15 protein-coding genes are annotated in these 14,206 nt (G+C 61.8%); 8 read left to right on the top strand and 7 right to left on the bottom strand.

All coding sequences use genetic code 11. The annotated features are described in order from the left end of the window. Positions 1-71 precede the first annotated feature (71 nt). From ACIQWO_RS22525 to ACIQWO_RS22540, 4 genes are all read left to right on the top strand, one after another. Positions 72-1,004 carry a polyamine aminopropyltransferase gene (locus ACIQWO_RS22525; RefSeq protein WP_402829047.1) on the top strand — a complete coding sequence of 311 codons (933 nt, stop codon included), beginning with the start codon at positions 72-74 and terminating at the stop codon, positions 1,002-1,004. Between the two features lie 162 nt (positions 1,005-1,166). Further along, on the top strand, positions 1,167-1,589 hold the full coding sequence (locus ACIQWO_RS22530; RefSeq protein WP_046289822.1) for a glyoxalase/bleomycin resistance/extradiol dioxygenase family protein: 423 nt from the start codon (positions 1,167-1,169) through the stop codon (positions 1,587-1,589). A 118-nt stretch (positions 1,590-1,707) separates the two neighbouring features. After that, positions 1,708-2,445, top strand: coding sequence for a 16S rRNA (uracil(1498)-N(3))-methyltransferase (locus ACIQWO_RS22535; RefSeq protein ID WP_402829049.1), 738 nt, complete (start codon positions 1,708-1,710; stop codon positions 2,443-2,445). Between the two features lie 50 nt (positions 2,446-2,495). Continuing rightward, complete coding sequence (locus ACIQWO_RS22540; protein WP_402829051.1) at positions 2,496-3,128, top strand: YidB family protein; 633 nt, start codon at positions 2,496-2,498, stop codon at positions 3,126-3,128. Positions 3,129-3,277: 149 nt separating this feature from the next. Here ACIQWO_RS22540 and ACIQWO_RS22545 read toward each other — a convergent pair whose 3' ends face one another. From ACIQWO_RS22545 to ACIQWO_RS22555, 3 genes are all read right to left on the bottom strand, one after another. Next, complete coding sequence (locus ACIQWO_RS22545; protein ID WP_039393221.1) at positions 3,278-3,826, bottom strand: barstar family protein; 549 nt, start codon at positions 3,824-3,826, stop codon at positions 3,278-3,280. Between the two features lie 7 nt (positions 3,827-3,833). Next, entirely contained in the window at positions 3,834-4,229 is a 396-nt protein-coding gene (locus tag ACIQWO_RS22550) for a ribonuclease domain-containing protein (protein WP_402829214.1), read from the bottom strand. Positions 4,230-4,505: 276 nt separating this feature from the next. Continuing rightward, positions 4,506-6,809, bottom strand: coding sequence for an NADP-dependent malic enzyme (locus ACIQWO_RS22555; protein ID WP_402829054.1), 2,304 nt, complete (start codon positions 6,807-6,809; stop codon positions 4,506-4,508). 329 nt (positions 6,810-7,138) lie between these two features. Between ACIQWO_RS22555 and thiL the strand changes: the two genes are divergently transcribed. The 3 genes from thiL to ACIQWO_RS22570 are packed head-to-tail and all read left to right on the top strand — an operon-like array spanning position 7,139 to position 9,195. Then, positions 7,139-8,152, top strand: coding sequence for a thiamine-phosphate kinase (gene thiL, locus ACIQWO_RS22560; protein ID WP_402829056.1), 1,014 nt, complete (start codon positions 7,139-7,141; stop codon positions 8,150-8,152). Beyond that, positions 8,149-8,670 carry a phosphatidylglycerophosphatase A gene (locus ACIQWO_RS22565; RefSeq protein ID WP_402829058.1) on the top strand — a complete coding sequence of 174 codons (522 nt, stop codon included), beginning with the start codon at positions 8,149-8,151 and terminating at the stop codon, positions 8,668-8,670. The genes thiL and ACIQWO_RS22565 overlap by 4 nt, the downstream gene beginning before the upstream one ends. Before the next feature lie 21 nt (positions 8,671-8,691). Then, positions 8,692-9,195, top strand: coding sequence for a CinA family protein (locus ACIQWO_RS22570; protein ID WP_402829060.1), 504 nt, complete (start codon positions 8,692-8,694; stop codon positions 9,193-9,195). A 108-nt stretch (positions 9,196-9,303) separates the two neighbouring features. Here ACIQWO_RS22570 and pyrF read toward each other — a convergent pair whose 3' ends face one another. Then, a complete protein-coding gene (pyrF, locus tag ACIQWO_RS22575; protein ID WP_402829062.1) occupies positions 9,304-10,116 on the bottom strand; it encodes an orotidine-5'-phosphate decarboxylase in 813 nt (270 codons plus the stop codon). 162 nt (positions 10,117-10,278) lie between these two features. Continuing rightward, positions 10,279-11,241, bottom strand: a complete 963-nt coding sequence (corA, locus tag ACIQWO_RS22580) for a magnesium/cobalt transporter CorA (RefSeq protein WP_039393240.1) — start codon at positions 11,239-11,241, stop codon at positions 10,279-10,281. A 349-nt stretch (positions 11,242-11,590) separates the two neighbouring features. On the opposite strand from corA, the gene ACIQWO_RS22585 reads away from it, so the two are divergent. After that, positions 11,591-12,466: a mechanosensitive ion channel family protein gene (locus ACIQWO_RS22585; RefSeq protein WP_150666560.1), complete on the top strand. Its 876-nt coding sequence runs from the start codon at positions 11,591-11,593 to the stop codon at positions 12,464-12,466. A 44-nt stretch (positions 12,467-12,510) separates the two neighbouring features. Here the strand turns inward: ACIQWO_RS22585 and mtgA are convergent, their stop codons facing one another. Beyond that, positions 12,511-13,176, bottom strand: coding sequence for a monofunctional biosynthetic peptidoglycan transglycosylase (gene mtgA / locus ACIQWO_RS22590; protein WP_402829216.1), 666 nt, complete (start codon positions 13,174-13,176; stop codon positions 12,511-12,513). A 100-nt stretch (positions 13,177-13,276) separates the two neighbouring features. Beyond that, a complete protein-coding gene (aroE, locus tag ACIQWO_RS22595) occupies positions 13,277-14,149 on the bottom strand; it encodes a shikimate dehydrogenase (RefSeq protein ID WP_402829065.1) in 873 nt (290 codons plus the stop codon). Positions 14,150-14,206: the final 57 nt, after the last annotated feature.

The following is a 14,206-nucleotide window of genomic DNA, read 5'->3' on the forward strand; positions in this document are numbered from 1 at the left end:
AACCGGCGGGAACGTGGAATCATGCGAAGAAGTGATGTGATCGCCACAAATTAGAGGAAGTTGTCTTGCCAATGCCCGAAAAACACGACACCTCCGCCAGCCAATCCGACACCCCGACGGCCTCGCCAGCCAAGCTGACAACGTCTTACGAGGCACCGCTCGGGCCGTGGGCAGGCTATACGTTCGCTGCGACGCCGGTGTACGCCACGACGTCACTCCATCAGCACATCGAGATCGTGGATTTGCCTGCGTTCGGCGAACTCGGGCGAGCGTATCGGCTTGACGGCCGCTTCATGGCGTCGCTGGCCGACGCCCACATCTGCCATGAGTGCATGGTGCATCCGCTGCTGCTCGCGCATGGCAACGCACAACGCGTGCTGATCCTCGGCGGCGGGGACGGCGGCTCTGCGCGCGAAGCGCTGAGGCATGCCAGTGTGCGGGAAGTGGTCATTGCCGAACTCGACGCGCAAGTGCCTGCCGCAATCCTTCGACACATGCCCGCGCTGGCCAACGGCGCATTCGACGACCCCCGCACCACGCTCGTCATCGGCGACGCACGAGATCTTGTCGATGCTGCTCTGGCACGCGACGAACACTTCGACGCCGTCGTCTTCGATCTGACGGAAGCCGACGGCGATGCGGCGTCGCTGCACGATGCGGCATTCTTCGCGAAAGTCCGCGACTTGCTTGGCCCACGCGGGGGCATCGCCCTGCAACTGGGTGCGCCGTGGTTCGAGGGTGCGCAAGTGCGTCGCATGCTCGACGCGCTACATTCGGTGTTCGCCTGCGTCTTGCCGATGACCGCCTATGTGCCGCTGTACGGCACGCAATGGGCACTTGCGATTGCCAGCGATTCACTCACAGCGAGCGATTTCGACGCGCTAACGATGAATCCGTCGTCAACGGCGCTCCAAGGCGTGCGCCACTATTCGCCTGCCCGTCACGCCACGCTCTTCGAAATCCCGCCGGAGTTAAGCGCTATCCTCGGCCACATCGGCGTGTAATGCCTGGCACTGTGACTCGTTACAGCACCGATCAGGCGTAATCCGGCGCGTTGTCGAGTGCAACGGATGAAGCGAATACGCGTTCCTTGTATATTGGGAACTTGCCAAGACCGTCGGACCCCCATCGATTTCGCTCACCGACGGCCCCAACGGAGCAGACCCATGTCCGATCCCCGCCCCTCCCACGTGCCGTGGCTCACGCCGTATCTGACCGTTCGCGATGCGCGCGCGTCCGCCACGTTCTACGAGCAGGCCTTCGGCTTTTCCGTGCATGACATGGTGGACGACGACGGCGCTGTCATGCACGTCGAAATGTTCTATCAGGGGCAACTGATCCTCATGTTCGCCCCCGAAGGCGCATTCGCGACGACCGCGCGCACGCCGCGCACCTCGGGCGTTGAAGCGCCGCAGAGCTTCTACGTCTACACGGAAGATGTCGACGCGCTTTACGCACGTGCGACCGCCGCAGGTGCCAAGGGACTGATGCCGCCGAGCGACCAGTTCTGGGGCGATCGCTTCTGTCAGCTGGAGGACCCGGACGGTTACCGGTGGGGCTTCGCCCGGCCCGTTGCGCCTCGCAGTTGAAGAGACGCTTGCACGCCCCAGTGTCAGGCGTCGGAACACGTTGGGGTATGCTTCTGTCCCCGACGCCAACACCGGCGGCCACGCTAACCCTCCTCCTCACCCACGCCTTCTCGACCGAATGCCTCGTTTTTTCATCGATGCACCGCTGCATGCCGGTGCCCTCCTCGACCTTCCGGACACGGTCGTTCGCCACGTCCAGGTCCTGCGTCTGAAGACAGGCGATACGCTCACGCTATTCAATGGCACGGGTGGCGAATATCCGGCAGTACTGACGACGCTGGAAAAGCGCCACGCGACGGCGCAACTCGGTGAGCACGACCGCCGTGAAGCCGAGCCACCCTATCGCATTACGCTAGCGCAAGGCATCGCTGGCGGCGACAAGATGGACTGGCTCATCGAGAAAGCCATCGAACTCGGCGTGACGGAAATTCAACCGCTCGCGACGGAGCGTTCGGTCATTCGCCTTGACGGCGAGCGTGCCGCCAAACGCGTCGCGCACTGGCAAGCGCTCGTGCAAGCCGCGTGCGAACAGTGCGGACGAAATCGAGTGCCGAAGGTGCTGCCGATCCGTCCGATCACGGCGTGGCTCGGTGACAGGGATGTCATAAAGAGTGACGGATGGCGTGTGCTATTGTCACCTAGAGCAGACAGCGGATTCGATTCGCTGCCGCTGGACGCGCCGTCCGCGCCTGGCGTACTGCTCTTCGGCCCCGAAGGTGGGCTGGCACCTCAGGAGGAAGCGCTCGCACGGCAGGCCGGATTTTCGGCCATCCGTCTTGGTGAACGCATTCTTCGGACCGAAACGGCGGGCATGGCAGCCCTCGCTGCGTTGGCTGCTCGCTGGGGCGGATGGTAAGCATCGATGATTCGAGAAAACGGCCTCGCAAGCCTTAAGGAGTAATCGTCATGGGTATCCTCGACAGCATTCTCGGTGGTGGGTCCGGCAATCAGGCCGGTGGCGGCGGTTTCAGTACGAAGACCATGTTGCTGATGGGATTGCTGGCGATGATTGCCAGCCGCTCGGGTGGCGCTCAAGGTCAAGGTGGTGAAGGCGGTGGTTTGCTCGGCGGCCTCGGCGGCGCCCTTGGCGGCATGCTCGGTGGCGGCGCGGCAGGCGGCGCCGGTGGGGCGGGCGGTCTGGGCGGTTTGCTGGGCGGACTACTCGGCGGCGCGCAGTCGCCGGCGGCGGGTGCGCCGGGAGCGCCGGAGGGCGGTCTGCTGGGACAGCTCGGCGGATTGGGCGGACTCGCGCAAGTTCTGAACCAGGGTGGCTTGGGCGAAGCGGTGAACTCCTGGGTCGGCACGGGTGCCAATCAGGCAGTGAGCGCCGATCAGGTCACGCAAGCGCTCGGCCCAGGCGGCCAGTTGCAGCAACTGGCAAGTTCGGCGGGTGTTTCGGAAAGCGAAGCGGCGCAGGAGTTGTCGGATCTGCTGCCCAAGGTCGTCAATCAGTTGACGCCGAACGGCTCGCTGCCGCAAGGCTCGCTGGATCTGGCGTCGCTGGCCCAGCAGTTCCTCGGTGGCAACCACACCAGCTGATTTACGACGAACGACTGGAAATGAAAAAAGGTCCGCAGTGCGGACCTTTTTTCTTGCGCTTTGTCATCTACCGGAACCACGAAAAGCCAACCGTTACTCGCGTCAAAAGCGATTTTCACGGAAGTTTCGCGTCAGACGATACGTGAGCCTCAGGCAAACGAGTAGAAAACGCGGAAGCTCACGCGACGCTCGCTCCAGAATTCGGCGGTATCGCGGAACACTTCCAGCAGCGTCTCGCGGCCATCCTTGTCGAACTTTGTGACGACCGGCAAGCCTTCCAGCACGACGACGAACCCGGGTTGCGGCCCGCAATGGGCAACCAGATCGGTCAGACAATCATGCAACGCGTCGTAGTTCTTTCCGAAATGCTTCGGGAACAGGAACGATGTGGCGATCGTCTCCAGCACTTCCGCCTTGCTTTGTGCATGCGAACAATTGGCATAGAGGAAGTGCTGTCCGAGCCGCTCGGCCTCTGCCGCCAGTTCCGGCACGCGGAATGCACGGATCGACTGCACGATGTTCGGCCTCACGGCCTGGAAAAGACTCATATCTCCCTCTTCCGATAGGCTACGGCGATGGCCGGCCCGCGCGACAGCATGCAGGCCCAGCACCTGCTTGAACAAGTTGCCCTCGCCCGCACCGAATGGATCTGCCATAAGATCTTTCCCGCGTTCTTGTGCAAAAACCGGCTCACTCATACTGCTGTCATTCCCTTATTCGTCTAAAGCTGTTGTAGTGGTCTTGGGTGTAGTAACACAGCTCGACCGCACGTTGGTTACCGCCACAGATGATGCGCCTGGCACCTCTATTGCGGGCACCGGGAGTCGGCACCGTATATTCATGGTAATAGCCACGCGGCATTTTGGGCAGGCGCTTTTCGTAGTTCCCGAACGTGATGCCATCTTTGGCATAGGGAAACGGCCCGCCCTGGGCAATCAGCGTCAGCGTGCGCTGCGCTTCGCGAGGTAACTCGGCAACGGAGACCGTTGCTGTTTGATCCGTGACGTATGGCGCGGTTTCGCGCGCCACAGCGTTAGCCCCCAGAAAGACACTTCCCGCCGCAGTCAGTGCCACGATGCTCCGGTGAAGCCAACGTGCCATTGTCATAGCTAGCTGTCGCCCGGCGCGGCTTTGCGCTACCGGCCCGTTCTGGTGGGTGAAGCCGTAAGATTATCGCTATTGGTCATCAGAATCAATGTCGGCTTACATTTTGCAACCAAACCACTCAACAAATTCACGAAAATACAGGGATTTTCACGACAGTAAGCACACACATTGAGATATACGATGCCAAAAAATGCATCACTCAGATGACAAAACGCCGCGCCCGAAGGGGCGCGGCGTTTCTTTCTTATGTCGGCTAACGGGGATGAAACCTCAGCGCCCCTGTTGTTGCGCAGCCGCGTCGGCCACGACCAGCGCCGCCATATTGATAATGCGACGCACCGTCGCCGATTCGGTCAGGATGTGCACCGGCTTCGCCGCACCCAGCAGAATCGGCCCGATCGCCACATTGTTACCGGCAGCGGTCTTGAGCAGGTTATAGGCGATGTTGGCGGCGTCGATATTCGGCATCACCAGCAGGTTGGCCGCACCGGTCAGCGTCGAATCCGGCATGATGCGCGCGCGCAGCTCCGGGTCCAATGCGCAGTCACCGTGCATCTCGCCATCGACTTCCAATTCCGGCGCACGCTCCTGCAGAATTTCCAGCGTTTCGCGCATCTTGCGTGCGCAATTCGCATCGCTCGTACCGAAGTTCGAATGCGACAGGAGCGCGACCTTCGGCTGGATACCGAAACGACGGATCTCGTCGGCCGCCATCAGCGTGATTTCGGCCAGTTGCTCTGCCGTCGGGTCCTGATTGATGTGGGTATCGACCAGGAAGAGTTGACGATTCGGCAGCACCAGCGCGTTCATCGCGCCATAGACGTTGCCGCCTTCGCGCTTGCCGATGACACGATCGATAAAGTGCAGGTGACGTCCCGGTGTCGACACCGTGCCGCAGATCATGCCATCCGCTTCGCCCTTGCTCACCAGCATGGCTGCGATCAGCGTCGTGCGGCGACGCATTTCCACGCGCGCGTAAGACGCCGTGACGCCCTTGCGATTCGTCAGACGGTGATACGTCTCCCAGTAATCGCGATAGCGCTCGTCGTGTTCCGGATTGACCACGGTGAAGTCGACACCCGGCGTGAGGCGCAGACCGTACTGCTGAATGCGATGCTCGATCACGGCCGGGCGACCCACGAGCACCGGCGTTGCGACGCGCTCATCCACGAGCACTTGGACGGCACGCAGCACACGTTCCTCTTCGCCCTCGGCGAAGGCGATGCGCTTCTTATCGGCCGGCACGCTACGCGCCACCGAGAACAGCGGTTTCATCAGACCACCGCTGTGATACACGAACTGCTGAAGCGACTGCGAATAGGCGTCGACGTCCGCCAGCGGGCGCGTTGCCACACCGGCTGCCATCGCGGCTTCCGCCACTGCGGTGGCGACCTTCACCAACAGACGCGGATCGAAAGGCTTCGGAATCAGGTATTCCGGGCCGAACGACAGATTCTTGATGCCATAGGCCGAAGCCACGATATCGCTCTGCTCCTGACGCGCCAGTTCTGCGAGCGCGTTCACCGCCGCAATTGCCATCGAGCGCGTGATCGTCGTCGCACCGACGTCGATAGCGCCACGGAAAATGAACGGGAAGCACAGCACGTTGTTGACCTGGTTCGGATAGTCCGTGCGGCCGGTCGCCATCACGCAATCCGGACGCACTTCCTTCGCCAGTTCCGGCGTGATTTCCGGATTCGGGTTGGCCAGCGCGAAGATCAGCGGCTTATCGGCCATCGTCTTCACCATTTCCGGCTTCAGCACGCCAGCGGCCGACAGTCCGAGGAACACGTCGGCACCGCCGATCACATCGGCCAGACCGCGGGCTTCCGTCTTCTGCGAAAAGCGAATCTTCTCGGGGTCCATCAGTTCGGTACGCCCCTCGTACACGACCCCGGCCAGATCCGTTACCCAGATGTTCTCGATGGGGAGTCCCATGTCCACGAGCAGATCCAGACAGGCGAGTGCTGCCGCACCTGCGCCCGACGTCACGACCTTGACCGACGCAAGGTCCTTGTTGACGACCTTCAGCCCGTTAATCAGCGCCGCCGCCACCACGATGGCCGTGCCGTGCTGATCGTCGTGGAAGACCGGAATCTTCATGCGCTCGCGCAGCTTGCGCTCCACGATGAAACACTCGGGTGCCTTGATGTCTTCGAGGTTGATCGCGCCAAACGTCGGTTCGAGCGCCGCGATGATGTCGACCAGCTTCTCCGGGTCCTTCTCCGCAATTTCGATGTCGAACACATCGATATTGGCGAACTTCTTGAACAGCACGCCCTTGCCTTCCATCACCGGCTTCGATGCCAGCGGCCCGATATCGCCGAGGCCCAGCACGGCGGTGCCGTTCGTAATCACGCCGACCAGATTGCCACGCGCGGTGTAGCGCGAAGCATTGAGCGGATCTACAACGATTTCCTCACACGCGGCTGCAACGCCCGGCGAGTACGCCAGCGCCAGATCGCGCTGGTTCAGCAACTGCTTGGTCGGCGCGATAGCGATTTTGCCGGGGGTGGGAAATTCGTGATACTCGAGCGCAGCTTCGCGCAGTTTCGGATCGATCGGCGTGGGCATGAGGGGAAGCTCTTGGCGAACAGGAGGGTCAAATTTTCAGTGCGAATTGTAGCCCTATTTATTCACGTCATTTATGCAAAAAACGGATAACGGCCACGCTCGCAATGAAGCAATTCCAAGCTGATAGTGGCGAATATTCTGCGCAAACTCAACGCTGCATTGCAGCATTGAGCGCGTTTTCGGACAACGGATGAAAAACCAATAGGGCGTTGTCCGAGACCGGCATGAGAAGGCGTCTGAAAACGGGACCCAAGTCCGTTTGCCCGCTTGGGAAAGCGCTCACGCCCTCTTAGAATAGGGGTTTGCGTCGTAACACTGCCTCGTTACCCATGACCTCACATTCCACCGCCGCATCGTCGTCGCCCCCGTCGCTGTCCGAGTTTTCGCTGATCGAACGCTTCTTTGCCGGAGCGACGCAGCAGGGCGAGCATGTGACGCTCGGCATCGGCGACGATTGCGCTCTGATGCGTCCGCCCGCAGGTGAACAACTGGCGATCTCGACCGACATGCTTGTGGAAGGCCGCCATTTTTTTGCGGACGTCGACCCCCGCGCGCTCGGCCATAAGACACTCGCCGTGAACCTGTCGGATCTGGCCGCGATGGGCGCACGACCGCTGGGTTTCACGCTGGCGCTTGCGTTGCCCGACAGCGATCCGGCGTGGCTTGGGCCATTTGCGCAAGGCCTTACCGAACTGGCGGACCGTTACGCTTGCCCGCTCGTCGGCGGCGACACGACACGCGGCCCACGCAATCTCTGCGTGACGGTCTTTGGCAGCGTGCCCGGCGCACAGGCGCTACGTCGGGACGCGGCGCAGCCCGGTGACGACATCTGGGTCTCCGGCACGCTGGGCGATGCACGCCTCGCGCTCGGGGCGCTGCGCGGCGAATGGTCCTTGCAGGACAGTGAACTCGCGCTCGCCCGCCGGGCGATGGATTGGCCGGAACCGCAAGTGAAGCTCGGGCTGGCATTGCGCGGCGTGGCGCGCTCCGCCCTGGATATCTCGGACGGTCTGATCGGTGACCTCGGACACATTCTCGAACGATCCTCGATGAGCGCAAGAATCGATGTCGATGCGCTGCCGCGCTCGGACTTGCTCGGCACGCAGTCCTCAGACATTCAGCGGCTGTGCACGCTCGCAGGAGGAGACGACTACCAGCTTTGTTTCTGCGCCGATGCCACCCAGCGCGGGCGAATCGAAGCGATCGGCGACGAACTCGGGATGCGCGTCACTCGTATCGGTACAATAGCGCTTCCCGACGCGCGCCGAACGATGCTGCATCTCCATGACAATACGGGCGCGAGCGTCGCTGCCGATTTCAAAAGTTTCGACCATTTCCAATGAGCACTGATCAAACGGCCGCCGTCAATCCGGGCAGCGGCCCGCACCGGCCGAACTCGCGTTTCCTGCTGTCGCACCCCGCACATCTGTTTTCGCTCGGCTTCGGCACGGGCTTGTCGTCGTTCGCACCGGGCACGGTAGGTACGCTTTTCGGCTGGGCTTCATATCTGGTGCTGAATCTGTATCTGACGGTAACGGGCTGGGCGGTGCTGATCGCCGCCTCCATCATCGGCGGCATCTGGATCTGCAGCTTTACCGCACGCAAGCTTGGCGTGCAGGACCCGAGCGCTGTCGTGTGGGATGAGATCGTCGCGTTCTGGATCGTGTTGCTGCTCATCACACCCGCGAGCTTCGTCGGTCAATTGGTCGCGTTCGTGCTGTTCCGCTTCTTCGATGCGGTCAAGCCGCCGCCTATCAGCTACTTCGACCGGACCGTCAAGGGCGGTCTCGGCATCATGCTGGACGATCTGGTCGCCGCATTCTGCACGTTGCTCGTCATTGCGCTCTGGCGCTCGATCTGAATTTTTTGAAGGCGTCGTCTCGTGGTTTCCGAACAAAATCTTCTGGCCCAATTGTCGGTGAAAGTCGGCAACCGTCTGCGCGATGAGCGCCTGATGCTGGCAACGGCCGAATCGTGCACCGGCGGTCTCGTCGCTGCGGCCATCACTGATGTCTCCGGGAGCAGCAACTGGTTCGAGCGCGGCTTCGTGACGTACTCGAATCAGGCCAAGTCCGAGATGATCGGCGTGCCGCCCGAGTTGATCGACAAACACGGCGCAGTGAGTGAACCGGTGGCCCGCGCCATGGCGGAAGGCGCGCTGCTTAACAGCCGTGCGCAGATCTCGCTGTCGATCACCGGTGTCGCCGGTCCCGGCGGCGGAACGGCTGACAAGCCGGTGGGCATGGTCTGCTTCGGCTGGAGCAATCGCGTCATCACCATCGTCGAGACGAAGCACTTCAAAGGCGACCGAACGCAGGTGCGTAGTCAGGCGGCGCAATACGCGCTGCGCGGCGTCATCGAGTTGCTCGACAAGGGCGAAGCGTAATCCAACGCAGTCTATAAAAAAACAGCGCCTGCGAATTCGCGAGGCGCTGTTTTTTTGTGCTCGAAGAGCGATGCGTCAGGCACCGATCTCGCATTGTTCCGCAACGGTTCAACGATAGGCGTTGATGCTGTCGCGCGTCTTCAGGGCGGCTGCAGCAGCAGCGTCGGCGAAGTGTTCGTCGCGGCCCGCGTAGATGATGGCACGCGACGAATTGATCATCATGCCTGCGCCATTGGCGGTGCGCCCGGCGGTCACCGTCGCCTCGACATCGCCGCCTTGCGCGCCAACGCCCGGAATCAACAGCGGCATGTCGCCGACGAGGCTACGCACAGTGGCGATCTCCGTCGGGAACGTAGCGCCAACGACCAGACCAATCTGACCGCTCGTGTTCCACGGCCCTGCCGCCAGTCGTGCCACCGTCTGATACAGCGGCTTGCCGTCGACATCCAGGAATTGCAGATCGCTGCCGCCGGGGTTCGACGTCCGGCACAGGACGATCACGCCCTTGTCGGGATGCGCGAGATACGGCTCCAGCGAATCGAAACCCATGTAAGGATTCACCGTGACGGCGTCCGCGCGATAACGCTCGAAAGCTTCGCGGGCATATTGCTCGGCCGTGCTGCCGATATCGCCGCGCTTAGCGTCGAGGATCACCGGCAGCCCCGGATGATCGGCATGGATGTGCGCGATCAGTTGTTCGAGCTGTTCTTCGGCGCGATGCGCAGCGAAATAAGCAATCTGCGGCTTGAACGCGCTGGCGTAGGGCGCGGTCGCGTCCACGATCTGACGGCAGAACTCGAAAATCGCGTCGGGTTTGCCTTCCAGATGCGCAGGGAAACGCGACGGTTCGGGGTCAAGGCCGACACACAGCAGCGAGTTGTTGCGCGTCCAGGCGGCGTTGAGAGCTTCGGTGAATTTCATGACGGAGTTCCGGCGGGGTTCCGGCGGTGGTAATCCGACGGAGAGTGATTCGAGTCTGGTTCGATCCAGCAAGGCCGTCATTTTACCTGCTCGGCGGCTTTCCCCTTGCGAACTTTCCGAAAGCCAGCGTTGCACCGGCCTTCGCATGACGTCACGGAAGCCTCAATCGAGCCAGCCGCGATAACGGAAATACAGGAACGGCGCGATAGCCGAAACGATCATCAGACCCAGTGCGAACGGGTATCCGACCTCCCATCGCAGCTCCGGCATCATCTGGAAGTTCATGCCGTAAATACTGGCGATCAGCGTCGGCGGCAGGAAAGCAACGGCAGCCACCGAAAAGATCTTGATGATCTTGTTCTGGTTGATGTTGATGAAGCCGATGGTGGCGTCCATCAGGAAGTTGATCTTGTCGAACAGATACGCGGTGTGATTATCGAGCGACTCGATATCGCGCATGATCTGCTTGCCTTCCTGATATTGCTCGTCCTTCAGCATACGGGCGCGCATGAGGAACGACACCGCCCGTCGCGTATCCATGACGTTGCGGCGAATGCGCCCGTTCAAGTCTTCCTGCGCGGCAACGCTTTCGAGTGCCTTGGCGGCATCCGCATCGGTGAGGTTCTTGCCCAGCACCCGCTTGCTGACCTCTTCGAGTGCCGCATAGACCCCTTCGAGCGAATCGGCCGAATATTCGGCGTCGGTCGAGTAAAGGTCGAGCAGCACATCCATGGCGTCGCGCACGGAACCGGGACGAATGCGCGCACGCATGCGCACCAGTCGAAATACCGGCAGATCTTCGTCGTGCACGGAAATCAGCAGATCCTTGACCACCACGAACGCAACCGGGACGTTGCGCGACTGCTCTTCGTCGTCGAGCAGAAAATCGGTGCGGATGTGCAACACGCCGTCATCGTCTTCGTAATATCGCGCCGAGGCTTCGATATCCGTCACTTCGTCACGTGAAGGCAGCTTGACCTTGTAGGCCTCTTCGACCCAGCGACGTTCCTCTTCGGACTCGCTGTGGAGATCGACCCAGACCGGCGAAACGCTGGCCAGATCGCTGGGATGATCACAGGTCACCTGTTGCAGGCGGCCATGATGGATGACGAAGGCATTGATCAAACGGGATTCTCCCTGCTACAAGGCGACGCCAGTGTAGCAGCCGCGCCACAGTCACGCCAATGGCGGCACACCGGTCGAAGCAGCCCACTCGCCGCCCCCTGTCGGCCAGCACCGGAATCGTTCGTAGGAATATTCCTAAAGTCTGTGATTTCACGCGATTCGATGGCGTTCGCTGGCAAGCTCGGCGAACCAATCTACGCACTTTGCGTCAACTTTGATATCGACGCCTTTGTCGGCACGCTTTCATCGGCGTCCGCCTCGGCGCTTTCATTGACGCTTTTATCGACGCTTCTATCGACGTTTCTTGCTGCTTCTCGCGGAAACGTCACCGAACAGGGAGAAATCAAAAATGGCGGAAGTTACTACCCCGCTCACGTCTTTCGACGCCGTGACAGGTTTTCTAGCGGCGAACGCCGTGCACTACGGCTTGTCGTTCCTGCAGGCCGTGCTGATCCTGCTGGTCGGCTTCTGGGTCGCGAAGCGCTTGTCCCGTTTCGTCCACAAGACGCTCAGTCGCTCACCGCATTTCGACGCCACGCTCAAACCGCTGATCGAGTCGGTGGTGCTGTGGTCCGTGCGCATCATCACGATCATTGCGGTACTCGCGCAGTTCGGCGTGCAGACGGCGAGCATCATTGCAGTCCTCGGCGCTGCAGGTCTGGCCATCGGTCTGGCGCTGCAAGGCACGTTGCAGAACATTGCCGCAGGCACGATGCTGCTGGTGCTGCGCCCGTTCCGTAATGGCGACTATGTGACGGCCGGGTCTACCGTGGCGGGCACCGTCGAAGAGATCGGTCTGTTCACGACGACACTCACGAATGCGGACGGCATTTACGTCTGCGTTCCGAACAACCAGATCTGGGGACAGCCGATCACGAACTACAGCCGCAACGCGACCCGTCGCATGGAAATCACGGTGGGCATTGCGCTGGACGACGACCTCGACGCCGCGATGAGCGCGTTGCGCCAACACGTGTCGGACGATCAGCGTGTGCTCGACAAGCCCGCGCCCGAAATCATGGTCAAGCAGGTCAGCGACAGCGCCGTGATCGTGAACGTGCGCGTCTGGTCGTTGCTGGGCAACTACTGGGGACTGTATTGGGATCTGCAGCGTAATGTGAAGGAGACGGTTGAGGGCGTCGGCTGTTCGCTGCCTTATCCGACGCGCACGGTCATGCAAGTGCCTACGCAAACCATCCCGGACGCGGCGCAGCCGCGACATTGATCGCATCCGGCCGAGCGCGACGGGGCGGCTACCGCGGGTAACCGCTACTGCGGCAACTCAGCCGCCCCCATCCGACGCGCAATGACCCCGGCGCGTTGCGCGAGATACGGGGAATTGCGATGCGTGTCGAAGTAGCGCGGACGCGGCAACATGACCGCGAGCCGCGCAGCCTGCCACGGCGAGAGCTTCGACGCCGGAATGCCGTAGTAGTAGCGTGCCGCCGCCTCTGCCCCGAACACGCCCTCGCCCCACTCCACCGAGTTCAGATAAATCTCGAAGATGCGCTGCTTGTCCATCCAGAATTCAAGCATCCAGGTGATGGTGAATTCCTCCGCCTTGCGCAGGTAGCTCTTCTCGCTCGACAGAAACAGATTCTTCGCCAGTTGCTGCGAAATGGTCGAGCCGCCCGCCACGATGCGCCCCTTCTTCTGATTCTTCTCCCACGCGCCGAGCATTGCGTCGATTTCGTAGCCGTCGTGATTGACGAAGTTCGCGTCTTCGCTGGCGATGATCGCGCGTTTCAGATTGCGCGAAATCTGGTCGTACGACACCCATTCGTGACGCAGTGTCGCTTTCGGATCCGTGTCATGAAGCCGCGCTTCGGCGGCACGCATGAACGCCGTCGATTGCGGATTGAAGCGCACCCACCAGCCGATTTGCAGGAAGTAGTAAAGCTGCGTCGCCAGCACGCCCACGATCAGCAGCGTGATGAAGTAGCCCGCCCATTGCCACGGCCCCCACGCGCGTTTGCGACGGGTGCCGTTAGCGCGCGAAGTCCGTGTGTGTGTCGCTGGGCAGCCATCGGCACGATCAGCTTTTGGCGTTGAGCCGGGCACGCAGCGCTGCGCGCACGACCTCGGTCGACGGTCGCACACCGCGCCATACAGCAAACGCTTCGGCCGCCTGCTCGACGAGCATGCCCAGCCCGTCCGACGCCTTCGCCGCGCCGAAGGCCAACGCGTGCGTCATGAAGACCGTTGGCTGCGGCCCGTACATCATGTCGTACGCGAGCGAACCGGCGGCATAGGCGCCTGCGGGCAACGGCGGGACTTCGCCCTGGAGGCTACCGGCCGTGGCGTTGATGACGACGTCGAATCCAGCGGGGACGGCATCCCAGCCGCCACCGCCCAACGCCACGTTGTGACGTGCAGCCGCGTCGGCAAATCGGGCGACGAGTTCGTCGGCGCGCGCCGCCGTGCGATTCGCAACGAAGAGCGCCGCCGGTTTCGCCTCGATCAGCGGCAGCATCGCACCGCGCGACGCGCCACCCGCGCCCAACAGCAACACGCGGCGCCCAGTGAGCGTCACACCGAGCGGGCCTTCGATGTCCCGCACCAGACCGACGCCATCCGTGTTGTCGCCGGTGACGCCTTGCGCGTCGAATATCAGCGTGTTGACGGCCCCCGCCGCTTGCGCGCGCTCGGTGAGCCGATCCGCCAATGCATGGGCTTCCAGCTTGAACGGAACGGTGACGTTGGCTCCGCGCGCCCCTTGTTCGATGAACGTGCGCACCGTGGCGGCAAAGGCGTCGAGCGGTGCGAGCAGACGCTCGTAGACGAGTCGCTGCCCCGTCTCCCGCGCAAACTCGGCGTGAATGAAAGGCGACTGGCTATGTTCGACAGGATGACCGATCACGGCGTAGCGATCGGCTGGCAAATCCCCGGCAGGCGTTTGGTTTGTCATCGTTTTCAAAGACGCGGCGCCTGGCTTTCGCTCAGGCGCCGCTGATATTCATGCAGC

Source organism: Pandoraea sp. NPDC090278, from assembly GCF_044772185.1.
Lineage (GTDB): Bacteria > Pseudomonadota > Gammaproteobacteria > Burkholderiales > Burkholderiaceae > Pandoraea.